The organism is Rahnella sp. NRRL B-41462 (assembly GCF_003263525.1).
In the GTDB taxonomy this organism is placed as follows: Bacteria; Pseudomonadota; Gammaproteobacteria; order Enterobacterales; family Enterobacteriaceae; genus Rahnella; species Rahnella aceris.
Genome location: NZ_JYDF01000003.1, coordinates 18,348 through 36,881 on the forward strand (window position 1 = coordinate 18,348; position 18,534 = coordinate 36,881).

General features: G+C 51.3%; 15 protein-coding genes and 1 pseudogene. 12 read left to right on the forward strand and 4 right to left on the reverse strand.

Annotated features, from left to right (window positions below; translation table 11 throughout):
- Positions 1-38 precede the first annotated feature (38 nt).
- Together pta and ackA are read right to left on the reverse strand one after the other, a co-directional pair.
- Positions 39-2,183 (reverse strand): phosphate acetyltransferase, encoded by a 2,145-nt coding sequence (pta, locus tag UC14_RS00955; RefSeq protein WP_153374992.1) that lies wholly within the window; start codon positions 2,181-2,183, stop codon positions 39-41.
- 181 nt (positions 2,184-2,364) lie between these two features.
- Complete coding sequence (gene ackA, locus UC14_RS00960) at positions 2,365-3,567, reverse strand: acetate kinase (protein WP_013574580.1); 1,203 nt, start codon at positions 3,565-3,567, stop codon at positions 2,365-2,367.
- Positions 3,568-3,670: 103 nt separating this feature from the next.
- Between ackA and UC14_RS00965 the strand changes: the two genes are divergently transcribed.
- From UC14_RS00965 to UC14_RS00985, 5 genes are all read left to right on the forward strand, one after another.
- Positions 3,671-3,859, forward strand: coding sequence for a hypothetical protein (locus tag UC14_RS00965; protein ID WP_112151348.1), 189 nt, complete (start codon positions 3,671-3,673; stop codon positions 3,857-3,859).
- Between the two features lie 228 nt (positions 3,860-4,087).
- Positions 4,088-4,543 carry a terminus macrodomain insulation protein YfbV gene (gene yfbV / locus UC14_RS00970; RefSeq protein ID WP_013574582.1) on the forward strand — a complete coding sequence of 152 codons (456 nt, stop codon included), beginning with the start codon at positions 4,088-4,090 and terminating at the stop codon, positions 4,541-4,543.
- A 195-nt stretch (positions 4,544-4,738) separates the two neighbouring features.
- Complete coding sequence (locus UC14_RS00975) at positions 4,739-5,233, forward strand: YfbU family protein (RefSeq protein ID WP_013574583.1); 495 nt, start codon at positions 4,739-4,741, stop codon at positions 5,231-5,233.
- A 24-nt stretch (positions 5,234-5,257) separates the two neighbouring features.
- Positions 5,258-5,911 (forward strand): sugar phosphatase, encoded by a 654-nt coding sequence (locus tag UC14_RS00980; protein WP_013574584.1) that lies wholly within the window; start codon positions 5,258-5,260, stop codon positions 5,909-5,911.
- 318 nt (positions 5,912-6,229) lie between these two features.
- On the forward strand, positions 6,230-8,062 hold the full coding sequence (locus UC14_RS00985) for an SLC13 family permease (protein WP_013574585.1): 1,833 nt from the start codon (positions 6,230-6,232) through the stop codon (positions 8,060-8,062).
- A gap of 8 nt (positions 8,063-8,070) precedes the next feature.
- Here the strand turns inward: UC14_RS00985 and yfbR are convergent, their stop codons facing one another.
- Together yfbR and UC14_RS00995 are read right to left on the reverse strand one after the other, a co-directional pair.
- Positions 8,071-8,670, reverse strand: a complete 600-nt coding sequence (gene yfbR, locus UC14_RS00990) for a 5'-deoxynucleotidase (RefSeq protein ID WP_013574586.1) — start codon at positions 8,668-8,670, stop codon at positions 8,071-8,073.
- Positions 8,671-8,787: 117 nt separating this feature from the next.
- Positions 8,788-10,002, reverse strand: a complete 1,215-nt coding sequence (locus UC14_RS00995) for a pyridoxal phosphate-dependent aminotransferase (protein ID WP_013574587.1) — start codon at positions 10,000-10,002, stop codon at positions 8,788-8,790.
- 987 nt (positions 10,003-10,989) lie between these two features.
- Between UC14_RS00995 and lrhA the strand changes: the two genes are divergently transcribed.
- The 7 genes and pseudogenes from lrhA to UC14_RS01030 form a co-directional block, all read left to right on the forward strand.
- Positions 10,990-11,934, forward strand: coding sequence for a transcriptional regulator LrhA (lrhA, locus tag UC14_RS01000; RefSeq protein WP_013574588.1), 945 nt, complete (start codon positions 10,990-10,992; stop codon positions 11,932-11,934).
- A gap of 704 nt (positions 11,935-12,638) precedes the next feature.
- Positions 12,639-13,082, forward strand: a complete 444-nt coding sequence (locus tag UC14_RS01005) for an NADH-quinone oxidoreductase subunit A (protein WP_013574589.1) — start codon at positions 12,639-12,641, stop codon at positions 13,080-13,082.
- Positions 13,083-13,104: 22 nt separating this feature from the next.
- Positions 13,105-13,779, forward strand: coding sequence for an NADH-quinone oxidoreductase subunit B family protein (locus UC14_RS01010; RefSeq protein WP_013574590.1), 675 nt, complete (start codon positions 13,105-13,107; stop codon positions 13,777-13,779).
- A gap of 89 nt (positions 13,780-13,868) precedes the next feature.
- The gene (gene nuoC, locus UC14_RS01015) at positions 13,869-15,668 is read left to right on the forward strand and encodes an NADH-quinone oxidoreductase subunit C/D (protein ID WP_013574591.1); all 1,800 of its coding nucleotides are present in this window, start codon (positions 13,869-13,871) and stop codon (positions 15,666-15,668) included.
- Positions 15,669-15,670: 2 nt separating this feature from the next.
- Entirely contained in the window at positions 15,671-16,207 is a 537-nt protein-coding gene (nuoE, locus tag UC14_RS01020; protein ID WP_013574592.1) for an NADH-quinone oxidoreductase subunit NuoE, read from the forward strand.
- On the forward strand, positions 16,204-17,565 hold the full coding sequence (gene nuoF / locus UC14_RS01025; RefSeq protein ID WP_013574593.1) for an NADH-quinone oxidoreductase subunit NuoF: 1,362 nt from the start codon (positions 16,204-16,206) through the stop codon (positions 17,563-17,565). Before nuoE ends, nuoF begins: the two co-directional genes overlap by 4 nt.
- Positions 17,566-17,708: 143 nt before the next feature.
- Positions 17,709-18,534 (forward strand): annotated as a pseudogene (locus UC14_RS01030) (2Fe-2S iron-sulfur cluster-binding protein); the annotation flags it as partial.

Below are 18,534 nucleotides of genomic sequence, written 5' to 3' on the forward strand. Positions count from 1 at the left end.
CTCAAAAAGCCCGGCGTCTTGCGTTCAGAGGGTTTGGCTTATTTGGCCGCAACCGCTGCTTCTGCCTGAGCAGACTGAATCGCAGTCAGTGCAACGGTGTAGACGATATCGTCAACCAGTGCGCCACGCGACAGGTCATTAACCGGTTTACGCATACCCTGCAGCATCGGCCCGATAGAGACCAGATCCGCAGAACGTTGTACCGCTTTGTACGTGGTGTTACCGGTATTCAGGTCAGGGAAGATGAACACGGTCGCTTTACCCGCAACCGGCGAGTTTGGCGCTTTAGATTGTGCAACATCAGCCATGATCGCAGCATCATATTGCAGCGGGCCATCGATGATGAGATCCGGACGTTTTTCCTGGGCCAGACGGGTCGCTTCACGCACTTTCTCAACGTCGCTACCGGCGCCGGAGTTACCGGTTGAGTAGGAGATCATGGCAACGCGGGGTTCGATACCGAAGGCTGCAGCGGAGTCCGCAGACTGGATCGCGATTTCAGACAGTTGTTCAGCAGTAGGATCCGGGTTGATCGCACAGTCGCCATAAACCAGAACCTGATCAGGCAGCAGCATGAAGAACACAGAGGAAACCAGTGAGCTGCCCGGCGCAGTTTTGATCAACTGTAACGGCGGGCGGATGGTGTTTGCGGTGGTGTGAACAGCACCGGAAACCAGACCGTCAACGTTACCTTGTTCCAGCATCAGGGTGCCGAGAACCACGTTGTCTTCCAGTTGTTCGCGCGCAACCACTTCGGTCATGCCTTTGCTTTTACGCAGTTCAACCAGACGCGCCACGTATTCTTCACGGACAGCCACCGGATCAACGATTTCGATGCCTTTACCCAGCGTCACGCCCTGAGCTGCTGCAACGCGTTTGATCTCGTCAGGGTTACCCAGCAGAACACATTCCGCGATACCACGTTCAGCACAAAGCGCTGCCGCTTTCACAGTGCGTGGCTCGTCGCCTTCCGGCAGAACGATACGTTTACCGGCTTTACGGGCCAGTTCGGTCAGCTGATAGCGGAATGCCGGAGGTGACAGACGGCGTGAACGTTCAGAGTGTGCGCTCAGGGAGTTGATCCAGTCAGCATTGATGTGAGAAGCCACGTACTGTTGCAGTTTCTCTACGCGCTGATGGTCATCTGCAGGCACTTCCAGATTGAAGCTTTGCAGGCTCAGGGAAGTCTGCCAGGTATTGGTTTCTACCATGAAGACTGGCAGGCCTGTCTGGAATGCACGTTCGCACAGGCTGTTGATGCGGGCGTCGATTTCGTAGCCACCGGTCAGCAGGATAGCGCCGATTTCCACGCCATTCATGGCTGCCAGACAGGCTGAAACCAGCACGTCAGGACGGTCAGCGGAGGTCACCAGCAGGGAGCCAGGACGGAAATGCTCCAGCATATGCGGAATGCTGCGTGCGCAGAAAGTGACGGATTTCACGCGGCGGGTTTTGACGTCGCCTTCGTTGATGATACGTGCGTTCAGGTGCTTAGCCATGTCGATTGCGCGGGTGGCAATCAGCTCGAAGCTCCACGGAATGCAGCCCAGAACCGGCAGCGGGCTGTTAGCGAACAGCTGAGTCGGGTCGATATTTGCCACGCTGGCTTTGGTGGAATCATCAAAGATTTCAGACAGGTCAGGACGTGTACGCCCCTGCTCGTCAACCGGTGCATTCAGTTTGTTAATGATTACGCCGGTGATATTTTTGTTTTTGCTGCCACCGAAGCTGGAACGGGCCAGTTCGATACGTTCTTTGAGCTGCGCAGGAGAATCATTACCCAGCGCCAGAACGAAGACGATTTCTGCGTTCAGGGTTTTGGCAATTTCGTAGTTCAGCGCATTGGCGAACTGGTGTTTGCGGGTAGGCACTAAACCTTCAACCAGCACCACTTCGGCATCTTTGGTGTTTTCATGATAACGCGCGATGATTTCTTCCATCAGCACGTCTTGCTGGTTTGAGCTCAGCAAGGTTTCAACGTGGCTCATTTTCAGCGGTTCGGCTGCAGTCACGGTGGAGTTAGCGCGAATAATGGTCGTGGTTTGGTCAGGAGCATCTCCGCCAGTACGCGGCTGGGCGATAGGTTTGAAGATACTCAGGCTGACGCCTTTTTGTTCCATGGCACGGATCACACCCAGGCTGACACTGGTCAGACCGACACTGGTGCCTGTAGGGATCAACATAATTGTACGGGACACGGCTAAACCTCTTTAACGGTTGCCAGGCAGGGACATTCGCAGGTTTGTGCAGAGGGGATAATGATCAGCATAAGCGCGATGATTATCCTGCGCGGTGCGTCCAAACGGGCGGCGTTTGCCTATAAGTGAAAAATTGCCCGCATTACGCGGGCAGTCTTGAATCGAATTATGCAGTCAGACGCGCGGCGTCTTGTGCAATCACCAGCTCTTCGTTGGTTGGGATAACCAGAGCGGCGCGAGTGCCTTCTTTGTTGATCGCCCCGGATTTACCGAAACGGGCAGCCAGGTTACGTTCGTGATCCACTTCAAAGCCCAGCAGGCCTAATTTAGCCAGAGACAATTCGCGAACCATTGCGGCGTTTTCGCCGATACCGCCGGTGAATACGACGGCGTCCAGGCGGCCTTCCATCAGTGAAGTGTACGCACCGATGTATTTCGCCAGGCGGTGGCAGAAGACGTCCATGGCACGTCTGGCATCAGCTTTAGTGGTGTAGTTGTCTTCAACATAACGGCAGTCGCTGGTGACTTCAGTCAGGCCCAGCAGACCCGATTCTTTAGTCAGCATTTTGTTGATTTGATCAACGCTCATGCCCAGAGAATCGTGCAGGTGGAAGATAATTGCCGGGTCGATGTCACCGCTGCGGGTACCCATCACCAGACCTTCCAGCGGGGTCAGCCCCATGGAAGTATCCACACATTTACCGTTACGGATGGCACTGACAGAACCGCCGTTACCCAGGTGGCAAGTGATCAGATTCACTTCTTCCACGGGTTTGTTCAGCATTTTTGCGGCTTCCTGAGTCACGTAGAAGTGACTGGTGCCGTGTGCGCCATAACGACGGACATGGTGATCTTTATACAGGCTGTACGGCAGGGCGTAGAGGTATGATTCTTCTGGCATTGTCTGATGGAAAGCGGTGTCGAAAACGGCAACGTTTTTATCAGCCAGTTTAGGGAAAGATTTCAGTGCTTCATCAATACCGATCAGGTGAGCCGGGTTATGCAGCGGCGCAAACGGGATAGACTCTTTGATACCCTCGATGACAGCGTCGTTGATCAGCATTGATTTGGTCAGCTTCTCGCCGCCATGAACGATGCGGTGGCCGATTGCAACCAGTTCTGCGGACAGCTCAGGTTTTTTGCTCAGAATGTTATTAACGATGAATTTCAACGCTTCACTGTGTGCGGCGCCCGCACCTAAAGCGGCTTCTTCTTTGCCACCGTCCATTTTCCATTTAATGCGCGCTTCTGGCAGATGGAAACATTCGGCTAAACCTGAAATGTGTTCTTCGCCATTTGCAGCATCAATGATGGCAAACTTTAGGGAAGAACTACCACAGTTAAGAACCAGTACAAGCTTACTCGACATGGAAGTACCTATTTATTGTTGGTGCTGTTTAAAAAAAACAATACACGTGGTTAATAAATCGTCAGTCTGACATCAAGCGTAGCGCATAATGGCGGCGACAATTATGATTAACATCATGCCAGAGAGCCAAAACAGGCATGACGATGAAAAAGCTGAAGAATTGCCGGGCTTTGGTTTTTTTAAGCGTCCGGATGACAGAAATAAAGCGGTTTACTGCACCGCATATTTCGGTTTACGTATCTTCAGGGTGTTACTAATCAGCAAAAACACTAACAAAAAATACAATAATTAATTACAAATCCTCTCAGACCGAGGCACTATGGTTATTATGGGGGCGAAAGATTGCAATTCACCGCGTTTGCCCCAAGTTTATATTGATCTCGTTGCCTGAGAGGGTTGCGAGGCTGCGATAGAATACCGACAGGTGCCAGCAAAAACAAAATATATTTTATCGTGATAAACTCCAGTTTGTGTTTTACAACTATTTTTTAAATTTTACACGTGAAGTTGAGGTGCAAAGATGACGAGTAAGCCAACAGGCTCGGTAGGCTGGTTCCAGGTATTCCAGCGCGGGCAGCACTATATGAAGACATGGCCGTCAGATAAGCGCCTGGCTCCGATGTTTCCGGAGAACCGGATTTCTACTGCTACACGCTTCGCGGTACGCATCATGCCACCGGTTGCGGTCTTTACCCTGACGTGGCAAATCGCGCTCGGCGGACAACTCGGGCTGGCCGTCGCCACGGCAATTTTTGCCTGTAGCTTGCCGATGCAGGGACTGTGGTGGCTGGGTCGCCGTTCTCTGACGCCACTGCCGCCGGGATTACTCGGCTGGTTCCACGATGTACGCAATAAACTCACTGAATCCGGACTGGCGCTGGCGCCAGTTGAAGGCACGCCGACGTATCAGTCACTGGCTGACGTCCTTAAGCGCGCGTTCAAACAGCTGGACAAAACCTTTTTAGACGATCTGTAAGCCTGATTTCCCCGCTTACTGCGTCTGTCATCATCTATAGTCTTTCATAAGTCGCATTTCACCGGGGGAAAGTCTCCCCCGGTGATTATTTCAGATGAGATCCCGACCCAAATCAAAGAATGGTGTGCTTGCGATTTCGCAGAACTTTGCGCTATGCCATGCTTTGCTCATTATGCAGACATGAGGATTTTCACGATGGAAATGACGAACGCTCAACGCCTGATTTTGTCCAATCAATACAAGATGATGACCATGCTGGATCCCGATAACGCAGAACGCTATCGCCGGTTACAAACAGTGATCGAACGGGGTTTTGGTTTGCAAATGCGCGAGCTGGACAGAGATTTCGGCGAATTGCCGGAAGAAACCTGTCGCACAGTCATTAACATTATGGAAATGCATCATGCGATGCAGGTGTCGTGGACCAATTTGAAAGACACGCAAGACTTGGATCGCCGCCGAATTGATTTTCTGGGTTTTGATGCCGCAACGGAATCCCGTTATTTAAGCTATGTCCGCTTTATGGTGAACACCGAAGGACGTTACACTGATTTTGATGCAGGCACTCATGGGTTTAACTCGCAGACCAAAATGTGGGATAAATACCAGCGTATGTTGGCGGTCTGGCAGTCGTGCCCGCGTCAGTATCACCTGAGCGCGGTAGAGATCGCGCAAATTATCAATGCCTGATGTAAACACTTAAAGGAGTCGCCTGTGCTTTGTAAGGGTTTTTTGTTCGACCTTGATGGAACGTTAGTTGATTCATTACCTGCCGTTGAGCGTGCCTGGGTGAGCTGGGCGCTTAGCTGGGGTGTCAGCCCGCAGGATGTACTGGCGTTTATTCACGGTAAGCAGGCGATCACTTCTTTGCGTCATTTTATGGCGGGTGAAAGCGAAGAAACGATTCAAAAAGAGTTTCTCAAGCTGGAACAAATTGAAGCCACGGACACCGAGGGTGTCGCCGCTCTCCCGGGCGCACATTTGTTGTTGAGCGAACTCAATCGCCAGAATATTCCCTGGGCGATTGTGACTTCCGGATCAATGCCTGTTGCCAGTGCGCGCCATAAAGCGGCGCATTTGCCTGAACCCGAAGTGTTTATCACCGCTGAACAGGTCAAACACGGCAAGCCACAACCCGATGCCTACTTGCTGGGGGCAGAACGTTTAGGTCTGGCACCGGAAGATTGTGTGGTGGTTGAAGATGCTGCCGCCGGCGTGATGGCCGGGCTGGCGGCGGGCTGCAAAGTCATTGCCGTCAATGCGCCAGACGATACACCCGGGATTGAAAATGTCGATTTCGATCTGACTACGCTCGAAATTCTGCTGGTCAGCAGTTCCGACGAAGGTGTGAAAGTCAGCCTGCGTTAAGGACAGAAAAAATACAATTTCCCTGTATAAATTGATATAAACCTCGCCTGTGCGGGGTTTTTTTATGCCATTCTCATACCCAGTCATACATCAAACTGTCTCAGCGTTGGCTGCGTTACCCGGCCCATCCATGGGCCTCGCCCCTGAACGAGTCGCTGCAAGCAGCATACCAGTCTGCTCCCGGCAGATTGGTCCCGAACCCCGGTCACTTACTCATGTAAGCCCCGGAGATTTACGCAGTTGCCGCCTTGATACAATTTGAATTATTTAGGGTATATAGCTATTTATCCTCCTCTCTCAACGCAAATGGAGTGTGTTTTGACCGGTGAATTGCTTTGGGTAGTCACGTTACTGGTTATTGCTATGGTGCTGTTCGCGCGCAATACGCTGCGAATGGATATTGTGGCATTGCTGGTGATTATTTCTTTCGTCCTGAGCGGCACGCTGACCATCAATGAAGCGCTGGCCGGATTCAGTGACCCGAACGTCATTTTGATCGCGGCGCTATTTGTCGTCGGGCACGGGCTGGTCAGAACCGGTGTGGCGTATCAGGTCGGTGACTGGCTGATGAAGGTGGCGGGCAACAGTGAAACGCGGATGCTGGTTTTGCTGATGCTCACGGTTGCCGGTCTCGGTGCTTTTATGAGTTCCACCGGCGTAGTCGCGATCTTCATTCCTGTCGTGATCAGCGTTTCGGCGCGAATGAAAACCTCTCCCGCACGACTGATGATGCCACTAAGTTTCGCCGGGCTTATTAGTGGCATGATGACGCTGGTCGCCACACCGCCGAACATGGTGGTCAACAGCGAACTGTTGCGTGAAGGATTCGACGGTTTTGGTTTCTTCGGCGTCACCCCTGTCGGGCTGGTGGTGCTGATAATGGGTATCGGATACATGTTGATCGCCCGTCGCTGGCTGTCATCAGAAGATGCGTCACGAGGCCAGCAGCGCTGGAAGCGGCGAACGTTCCGGGATTTGATCCGCGATTATCACCTGACCGGCCGGGCGCGTCGCGTCACTATCCGTCCGGGTTCGCCTCTGGTCGGGCGTACACTTGATGATGTGCATCTGCGTTCCCGCTACGGCGCGAACGTGGTGGGCATTGAACGCTGGCGTAAATTTCGCCGCGTGATGGTCAGCGCAACGGGGAATACCGAACTGTTTGCGCGCGATGTGTTACTGCTTGATATGTCAGATCCAGACATCTCCATCAGGCAATTTTGCACTGACGAAATGCTCGAGCCTATGGTGCTACGCGGCGAGTATTTCTCTGAGCAATCGCGGGATGTCGGGATGGCCGAAGTCTCGCTGATCCCGGATTCGGAGCTCCTGGGTAAAACGTTGCGTGCCGTCGCCTTCCGTTCGACCTACGGGCTGAATGTCGTCGGGATCCGCCGTCAGGGTGAAGCACTGGACGGAAAACTGGTGGATGAAGAATTACAGCTCGGCGATATGCTACTGGTCATTGGCGACTGGAAGCTGATCCGCCAGCTTCAGCAACAAATGCATGATTTCATTGTGCTTAATCTTCCTGCCGAAGTGGACGAAGTCGCGCCAGCCCTGAGTCAGGCACCGCATGCATTGTTTTGTCTGGCGCTGATGGTTGCGCTGATGCTGACCGATGATGTGCCTAATGCTATCGCCGCCATTATCGCCTGCATGCTGATGGGTAAATTCCGCTGTATCACGATGGAAGGGGCCTACAAAGCCATTCACTGGCCCAGTTTGCTGCTGATAGTCGGGATGATGCCTTTTGCGCTGGCGCTGCAAAAAACCGGCGGTGTGGCGCTGATTGTGAAGGGGTTAATGGAGGTAAGCGGCGGCTATGGGCCATATATGATGCTGCTGAGTTTATTCATTCTCTGTGCAGGTATCGGGCTGTTTATTTCCAATACGGCGACTGCGGTTTTGATGGCACCGATTGCTATCGCAGCAGCACACCAGATGGGGGTATCGCCATACCCGTTCACCATGATTATCGCTATTGCGGCTTCTGCCGCCTTTATGACACCGGTGTCTTCACCGGTAAACACGCTGGTTATGGTGCCGGGTAACTATAAATTTGGCGATTTCCTGCGCATCGGTGTGCCGTTCACTCTGCTGGTGATGCTGGTCAGCGTTTTTCTGGTGCCGGTGCTGTTCCCGTTTTGACCTTAAGATCAGAGCGGGGAATCCAGGCTGATTTCATCCAATGACAGACTGAAGCTCGGAATGAACACTTCCATAAAGTAGTCCATTTCCGGGCTTTTTCTGTCTGCCAGCGTTTTCTCCAGACGGGCTTTCGCCAGTGTGAATTCGTTATTGCCTGCCGACAATTCCTCCAGACATTTCAGGTAAGCACATAACGCATCAGCCTGTTTGACGGTCAGTTTTTCTTCTTCAGTGTAATAATGCTCGTCAATTAGCGGTCGGAAATCTTCCTGTAATTCCTTTGGCAGCATTTCAATCAGTTTCTGCTGAGCAATTTTCTCAATCTTTTTGTACTCATGCGCGATTTGCGGATTGTAATACTTGATTGGCGTTGGCATATCACCGGTAATCACTTCGCTGGCATCGTGATACATGGCGAGCAGGGCAACACGTTCTGCGCTCAGATTACCGTTAAATTTACGGTTCTTGATCACGGCTAAAGCATGGGCGACAAAAGCGACTTGCAGACTGTGTTCCGACACGTTTTCGGTGCGGACATTGCGCATCAGCGGCCAGCGGCTGATCAGTTTGAGGCGGGAAAGATGGGCGAAAAAATGGCTCTGGTTCATAGCACTCTCAATAACTACGGTGAATGAGTGACTATTGTGAGCAGTGCGAAACAGTTATGCAAATGCGGAAACTGGCGGAAGAAAGAAAAGGGCGCCATTATCAGCGCCCTTACTGCATTACTGGCGATAGGTTTCGAGGAAACGTCCCAGTTTGTTAACGGCCATTTCCAACTCATCAACGCGTGGCAGCGTCACGATACGCACATGGTCCGGATACGGCCAGTTGAATGCAGAACCCTGAACCAGCAAGACTTTTTGCTGTAACAGCAAATCGAGCACCATTTTCTGATCGTCATGGATGTTGAAACGTTTGGCGTCAATGCGCGGGAACATATACAACGCCCCTTTAGGTTTCACGCAGGAAACGCCCGGGATTTCATTGATCAGTTCCCATGCACGATCACGCTGTTCGACCAGACGTCCGCCCGGCTGAATAAACTCGCTGATACTTTGATAGCCGCCCAGCGCGGTCTGAATGGCGTGTTGCATCGGCACGTTGGCACAAAGGCGCATCGAGGCCAGCATTTCCAGACCTTCGATATAACCTTTCGCATGTTTCTTCGGTCCGTTCAGAACCATCCAGCCTTGACGGAAACCGGCCACGCGGTAGGTTTTTGACAGACCGTTAAAAGTGACGGTCAGTAAATCCGGCGCCAGTGAAGCGATGGAAATGTGCTGGGCTTCGTCATACAGGATTTTGTCGTAAATTTCGTCGGCAAAAATAATCAGATTATGTTCCCGGGCGATGTCCACAATCTGCATCAGCAATTCTTTGCTGTATACCGCACCGGTCGGGTTGTTCGGGTTGATGATCACAATGCCGCGGGTGCGTGGGGTGATTTTGTCACGAATATCGGCAATGTCCGGGAACCAGTCAGCCCCTTCATCACACAGGTAATGCACCGCATTACCGCCTGATAACGAAACCGCCGCTGTCCACAAGGGGTAATCAGGTGCCGGGACTAACATTTCATCGCCGGTGTTAAGTAATGCCTGCATTGACTGAACAATCAGTTCGGAAACACCGTTGCCGATATAAATATCTTCGACCGTGATGTCGCGCATGTCGCGTGCCTGATAGTGCTGCATGATCGCTTTACGTGCAGAAAACAGACCTTTCGAATCACAATAACCCTGTGCGGTAGGAAGGTTGCGGATAACGTCGACCAGGATTTCATCAGGTGCATCAAAACCGAATGGCGCAGGGTTGCCGATATTCAGCTTGAGGACTTTATTACCTTCTTCTTCAAGACGTTTTGCTTCTTTGAGCACCGGGCCGCGAATGTCATAACAGACGTTGTCCAGTTTGCGGGATTTTTCAATCGGGGACATGTAAATGAGAGCCTTTTGCAATAAAGCCTGTTCTTCCCTGGTGCGGAGCGACCGTAGAACAGTGCGAAGGGCTCAATTTACTCTCCCGCAGAGGGCATGAGAAGGGCTGCGCACCGTTTTGGTGAAAAACAGCAGTAAAGCGGGTTATGGTGGGTTATTACCTCAAAGGATGAGAAGCTTAATGGTTTATTATGCTGCGTTATTGTCATTTTGTGATTTTATATTTTGCAAATGAGTGCTTTGTGAACAATAAATTCACTGTTTTTGCTGCGTCACATCTATTCCCGGCGATGCCAGTTTGTTGTCTTTAATGGGGTGAACATCATGAAATCTTACCAAAGCTCGACAAATTCTGAAAAAAGTTCAGGAGGCTTTGTTTTACCGCTGAAAAATTTTAACAGGAATTAGTTTTATTTATCTAATGATTAATAGCGAATGCTGGATGAATGATCATGTTCTAAGTAAAGTCTTAAACGTATTTTCCAGGATTAGATAAATGCTTTCAAAGGATATATTGCAACAGGCGTGCGTAAACAAAATTTGATGAAACAAGAAAAATCTTAATGTTACTTAAACAAAACACCTTGGGCATAAAATGGTTATTAGGGTGACTCAATGAATTTATTGAATTATATTTTTAATAATCACCTTTATTAGTTAATTTAGCTTATGTTTTTCTGACGATGATATTGCCGAAACTTAGCTTTATGGTTGCGGCAGGCGGTACTGTAAGGGATATGGAATGGTTTGCGGGGAAAGGCTATATTAAATAAGAGGTTCTAATCATTCAGCCTTTGTGAGGAATTATTGTGCACAGGTTTAATGACTGAACGCTCACAATGATGAAAACTTTCATGCACAAATATTTCTCAATTTAGGTTATCAAATGAGTGAGTATCCGACATATCTGGTATTCTGCTTTTTGCGGGTACTTTGACGCACCATCAGGGTAGCTTGTTATTAGATTCTATAAAGTGAAGAAAAACTATGACAATTGCAAATCGTCCAATCCTCAATCTCGATCTTGATCTGTTGAGGACATTTGTAGCTGTTGCTGATCTTAATACGTTCGCTGCGGCTGCTGCTGCGGTGTGTCGTACTCAGTCGGCGGTAAGCCAACAAATGCAACGTCTAGAACAACTCGTTGGAAAAGAACTGTTTGCCAGACATGGACGCAATAAATTATTAACTGAACACGGTATTCAGTTATTGGGATACGCACGCAAAATCCTTCGTTTTAATGATGAAGCCTGTACCTCTTTGATGTACAGCAATGTTCAAGGTGGGATAACAATTGGTGCATCAGATGATACTGCTGACACCATTTTACCTTTCCTGCTCAGCCGCGTGACATCCGTATATCCAAAGTTGTCTATTGATGTCCGCGTGAAGCGCAGCCCTTTCATGTTGTCGATGCTCGAAAGTGAAGAAGTGGATTTGGCCATCACTACGATGACAAACACTGATCACCCGCACATCGTATTGCGCACGTCGCCAACACTCTGGTATTGCTCGGCTGATTTTGCATACCCCTCCGGCGACAGTGTTCCGCTGGTGGTGCTCGATGAGCCAAGCCCTTACCGGATGATGGCGATAGAGCACCTCAGTCAGGCAGGTATTCCGTGGCGTATTGCTTATGTCGCGTCGACATTATCGGCAATTCGTGCGGCAGTGCGTGCGGGGCTGGGTGTGACGGCACGTCCCATCGAAATGATGAGTCCGGAGCTGCGTGTTCTGGGTGAACAGGACGGTTTACCACGTTTGCCGGATACGCAGTATGTGTTGTACAAAAATGCCCGTTGTGAAAATGAACTTGCAATGGCGATCTTCAATGCAGTTGAGCAAGGGAATGATCCCTATTCTCTCAGTGCCTATGGTCCTCGTCCGGTAGTGGATGACGATCATGAGTTACTGGCAGACTCTGAAAGTTAAGGTAATCCCCCGGCTTTACCTTCCGCCTCTGTCTAACGAGGCGGGGGTAAAGGCTTCTACCTATTAAGGGGCGGGAAAGTCGTTCTTTTAGTGATTTTGTTTAATATCCTTTCTAAAGCCTCTGTTTTTGTTCATTAGCCTTTCTTCTTCCCAGTAATGACTGCCATCCTTATCACCAAGGACTACAGTAAATGGCGTAAAATGCTGACTTTTTTCAGGTTAAAAAAAAGCATCAAATTTTTCCGCAAATCGCTTGTCGTTTTTTGAAAATCAATAAAACTTGTTAAATGTGTGCCTTTTTTTCTATCAAAATTGACAGAACTCTGACATAGATCAAAAAAATAACCCCATTAAGAGAGTGGAAGCGCTGTCTATTCCTGCGACAATAGTAAAGTTTGAAAGATGTCATAACTCCCGTCACAGGCCCATGCTTTATCACAGTATTTAACTGACACGATTTAGCTTAAGTCCCGGCGCATGATATGTTAATTAAATGCTAAGCATGTAAACTAATGTGGAGATACTTTTGTCAAAGTTGACAAAAGGTTATAGAAAAGGGTAAAAAGCCCACAACAAATCACTGGCTTAATCCCTTGTTGAGCCGTGAACTGTGTGGTTTTTAATCCTTCCCTTGAATCGATGTGGTGCGCAAACTGCCGACCTTACAGAGCAGATGCCAAAGTGCCACTTTTGATGAGTAAGCAATGAGTATGTCAACAGCCACTGAAGTCATCGCTCAACACTGGGCGTTCGCCGTTTTTCTTGTCGTTGCAGTAGGCCTCTGCTGCCTGATGTTACTGGGCGCCGCGTTCCTTGGCGGGAGAGCCAGAGCACGCTACAAAAACACGCCTTTTGAGTCAGGTATAGCCTCTGTCGGCACTGCCCGGCTACGTCTTTCCGCCAAGTTCTATCTGGTCGCCATGTTCTTCGTCATCTTCGACGTTGAAGCCTTGTATCTCTATGCATGGTCAACGTCTATTCGCGAAAGCGGCTGGACCGGATTCGTGGAAGCTACCATTTTCATTTTGGTACTGCTGGCAGGTTTGTTCTATCTGGTGCGAATTGGCGCACTCGACTGGACACCAACACGTTCGAAAGGACCTGTTAAACCAAGCCCGGCGATTAATACCAACAGTCACCCTCAGTAAGCAGTCAAAGCGAGGCATTAAGATGGACTATACGCTCACCCGCATAGACCCGGACGGTGAGAACGACCGTTACCCCCTGCAGTCTCAGGAGGTCGTCGGCGATCCTCTTCAGGAACAGGTTAAACGCAGCGTCTTCATGGGAAATCTCCAGGAGTCGCTTCACGGAATGGTGAACTGGGGTCGTAAAAACTCCCTTTGGCCCTACAACTTCGGCCTTTCCTGCTGTTATGTCGAAATGGTGACGTCATTCACTGCGGTGCATGACGTTGCGCGTTTTGGTGCAGAAGTTCTGCGTGCTTCACCACGCCAGGCTGACTTTATGGTGGTGGCGGGAACCTGCTTCACCAAAATGGCTCCGGTTATTCAGCGTTTATACGATCAGATGCTGGAACCGAAGTGGGTGATTTCGATGGGCGCCTGTGCGAACTCCGGCGGCATGTACGATATTTATTCTGTGGTGCAGGGCGTGGATAAATTCCTGCCTGTCGACGTGTACATCCCGGGATGTCCGCCGCGTCCGGAAGCCTATATGCAGGCTCTGCTGCTGTTGCAGGAGTCCATTGGTAAAGAACGTCGCCCATTGTCATGGGTTGTTGGCGACCAGGGTGTTTACCGCGCGAATATGCAGTCTGAAAAAGAGCGTAAACGTGCTGAGCGTATTGCCGTGACAAATCTGCGTTCGCCGGACGAGATTTAACACTGCGGTCTGAGAGTCAACCCTGAGGGGCGGTGTGTATGAATATCCCCCTTACGGCATAAATGACCATTTAGTGTGGTGAAAAAAATATGACAGATTTGACGACGCAAGATTCCGCCCTGCCAGCATGGCATACCCGTGATCATCTCGATGATCCTGTTATTGGCGAATTGCGTAACCGTTTTGGGCCAGAGGCCTTTACTGTTCAGGCAACCCGCACCGGAATTCCCGTGGTGTGGTTCAAGCGTGAACAGTTACTGGAAGCGATTACCTTTTTACGAAAACAGCCAAAACCTTATGTCATGCTTTTCGATTTGCATGGCTTTGATGAGCGTTTACGTACACACCGCGACGGTTTACCGGCCGCGGATTTTTCCGTTTTCTACCACCTGATCTCCGTCGAGCGTAACCGCGACATCATGATCAAAGTGGCATTGGCAGAAAACGATCTTCATGTTCCGACGATCACCAAAGTGTTCCCGAATGCTAACTGGTACGAGCGCGAAACATGGGAAATGTTCGGTATTACCTTCGACGGCCACCCGCACCTGACGCGCATTATGATGCCGCAGACCTGGGAAGGGCATCCGCTGCGTAAAGACTATCCGGCGCGCGCCACCGAGTTCGATCCTTACGAGCTGACTAAGCAGAAAGAAGAACTCGAGATGGAATCGCTGACCTTCAAGCCTGAAGACTGGGGCATGAAGCGTGGCACCGAAAATGAGGACTTTATGTTCCTCAACCTCGGTCCTAACCATCCGTCTGCGCACGGTGCATTCCGTATCATTTTGCAGCTTGATGGCGAAGAGATTGTCGACTGCGTGCCTGACGTCGGTTACCACCACCGTGGTGCTGAGAAAATGGGCGAGCGCCAGTCCTGGCACAGCTACATTCCTTACACCGACCGTATCGAATACCTCGGCGGTTGTGTAAACGAAATGCCGTACGTGCTGGCTGTTGAAAAACTCGCCGGTATCGTAACGCCGGATCGCGTTAACACCATTCGCGTCATGCTGTCCGAATTGTTCCGTATCAACAGCCATCTGCTGTACATCTCTACGTTTATTCAGGACGTGGGCGCGATGACTCCGGTGTTCTTCGCCTTTACCGATCGTCAGAAAATCTACGATCTGGTGGAAGCGATTACCGGTTTCCGTATGCACCCGGCCTGGTTCCGTATTGGTGGCGTAGCGCATGATCTGCCGAAAGGCTGGGATCGTCTCCTGCGTGAGTTCCTTGACTGGATGCCAGCCCGTCTGGACTCCTATGTCAAAGCGGCGCTGAAAAACACCATTCTGATTGGCCGTTCCAAAGGCGTGGCTGCTTACAACGCAGACGACGCTCTGGCCTGGGGTACCACCGGTGCTGGCCTGCGCGCAACGGGGATCCCGTTCGATGTGCGTAAATGGCGTCCATACTCTGGCTACGAAAACTTTGACTTTGAAGTGCCGACCGGTGATGGCGTCAGTGACTGTTATTCCCGCGTCATGCTCAAAGTAGAAGAACTGCGTCAGAGCCTGCGTATTCTGGAACAGTGTTACAAAAATATGCCGGAAGGCCCGTTCAAGGCGGATCACCCACTGACCACGCCGCCACCGAAAGAGCGCACACTGCAACACATCGAGACCCTGATCACGCACTTCCTGCAAGTGTCGTGGGGGCCGGTCATGCCTGCGCAAGAATCTTTCCAGATGGTTGAAGCAACCAAAGGGATCAACAGCTACTACCTGACCAGTGACGGCAGCACCATGAGCTACCGTACCCGTGTCCGTACACCAAGCTTCCCGCATTTGCAGCAGATCCCGTCCGTAATCCGTGGCAGCCTGGTATCCGACCTGATCGTGTATCTGGGCAGTATCGACTTTGTAATGTCAGATGTGGACCGCTAACGATGACAGATATCAATAAAGACTCTGAAGTTCAGTACATCAATATCAGCGAGCCTGTTGTACCGCCGGTGTTTGTGCTGAGTGACGCTGAACGTGAAGCGATTGAGCACGAAAAACATCACTATGAAGATGCCCGTGCGGCCTCTATCGAAGCGTTGAAAATCGTGCAGAAAGCGCGTGGTTGGGTGCCGGACGGTGCTATCTACGCGATCTCCGATGTTCTGGGCATTCCTGCCAGCGACGTCGAAGGTGTGGCGACATTCTACAGCCAGATCTTCCGTCAGCCGGTCGGCCGCCATGTGATCCGTTACTGTGACAGCGTGGTGTGCCACATCACCGGTTATCAGGGGATCCAGGCCGCGCTGGAACAACAGTTGCACATCAAGCCGGGTGAGACGACCGAAGACGGGCGCTTCACCCTGCTGCCGACCTGCTGCCTCGGTAACTGTGACAAAGGCCCGTCAATGATGATTGATGAGGACACGCACAGCCATCTGACGCCGGAAGCGATCGGCTCGCTACTGGAGCGCTACGCATGACATATACCCCAAGACACATTGAACGCACACCGGAGATGCATCCGCTGACCTGGCGTATGCGTGACGACAAACAACCTGTCTGGATCGATGAATACCGTAGCAAAAACGGTTACGTCGGTGCGGAAAAAGCCCTTAAAGGCATGGCCCAGGAAGAAATCGTCAATCTGGTAAAAGACGCTGGCCTGAAAGGGCGCGGTGGCGCAGGTTTCTCCACGGGTCTGAAGTGGAGCCTGATGCCGAAAGACGAAAGCATGAATATCCGCTATCTGCTGTGTAACGCCGATGAGATGGAACCAGGTACGTATAAAGACCGATTGCTGATGGAACAAATGCCGCACCTGCTGGTGGAAGGCATGCTGATCTCCGCATTCGCGCTGAAATCTTACCGTGGTTACATTTTCCTGCGTGGCGAATATATCGAAGCTGCGGTGAACCTGCGCCGTGCGATTGCTGAAGCGACTGAAGCAGGTCTGTTGGGTAAAAATATTCTCGGCACCGGGTTTGATTTCGAACTGATTGTTCACACCGGGGCAGGGCGTTACATCTGTGGTGAAGAAACCGCGCTGATCAACTCCCTTGAAGGCCGTCGTGCTAACCCGCGTTCCAAGCCACCGTTCCCGGCATCTGCCGGTGCATGGGGTAAACCGACGTGTGTCAACAACGTCGAAACCCTGTGCAACGTACCAGCGATTCTTGAGCACGGTGTGGACTGGTACAAAGGTATTTCTGCGGGCAAAAGCGAAGATGCCGGCACCAAACTGATGGGTTTCTCCGGCCGGGTAAAAAATCCGGGCGTCTGGGAACTGCCGTTTGGGACTACCGCACGTGAAATTCTTGAAGAGTATGCCGGTGGCATGCGCGATGGCCTGAAATTCAAAGCCTGGCAGCCGGGCGGGGCGGGGACAGACTTCCTGACCGCCGATCATCTGGATTTGCCGATGGACTTTGCCAGTATTGGTAAAGCCGGCAGCCGTCTGGGGACTGCACTGGCGATGGCCGTTGACAATGAAATTGGCATGGTTCCGCTGGTGCGTAACCTGGAAGAATTCTTCGCCCGTGAGTCTTGTGGCTGGTGTACACCGTGCCGCGATGGTTTGCCGTGGAGTGTGAAGATCCTGCGTGCGCTGGAACGTGGTGAAGGCCAGCCAGGGGATATCGAAACTCTCGAACAGCTTTGCCGCCAGCTTGGCCCGGGCAAAACCTTCTGCGCACATGCGCCGGGTGCTGTGGAGCCATTGCAGAGTGCGATTAAATATTTCCGGGAAGAGTTTGAGGCGGGTATCGCCAAACAGCATTACAACAACGCGCGTGCGATTGCAGGCATTCAGCCAAACAATCTGCTGAAAGAGCGTTGGTAGTGAGGGCAACAGGCAGCGGACGTGAGCCCGCTGTGCGCGAATTCCCGGAACAAGGGACGCGCTGTCGAGTGATATACGCCAACCCGGCAAGAATTTTTGATTAACGCCCGCCGTCAGGCGGGCCACGTGGAAGCATGCTGACTATGGCTACGATTCATGTAGACGGCAAAGAATACGATGTAGACGGAGCGGACAACCTGTTACAGGCTTGCCTCTCTCTCGGCCTCGATATTCCTTATTTTTGCTGGCATCCGGCGCTGGGAAGCGTCGGCGCTTGCCGCCAATGTGCGGTTAAGCAATACCAAAATGCGGAAGACACGCGCGGTCGTCTGGTGATGTCATGTATGACACCAGCGTCTGATGGCACCTTCATTTCCATCGACGACGGAGAAGCGAAAGAATTCCGTGAAAGCGTCGTGGAATGGCTGATGACCAACCACCCGCACGATTGTCCGGTATGTGAGGAAGGCGGTAACTGTCACCTGCAGGATATGACAGTCATGACCGGCCACAGTATGCGCCGTTACCGCTTCACCAAACGTACCCACAACAACCAGGATCTCGGCCCGTTCATCTCACACGAAATGAACCGCTGTATCGCCTGTTATCGCTGTGTCCGTTACTACAAGGATTACGCGGACGGCACCGACCTGGGTGTTTATGGTGCCCACGACAACGTCTATTTCGGCCGTCCGGAAGATGGTCCGCTGGAAAGTGAGTTCTCCGGTAACCTGGTCGAAGTGTGTCCGACCGGCGTATTCACCGATAAAACGCACTCTGAACGTTATAACCGTAAATGGGACATGCAGTTTGCGCCAAGCATCTGTCAGCAATGTTCTGTTGGTTGTAACACCAGCCCGGGTGAGCGTTACGGCGAATTGCGTCGTATCGAAAACCGTTATAACGGTACCGTAAACCAAACTTAACTTCCTGTGCGACCGCGGTCGTTTCGGTTATGGCTACGTGAAC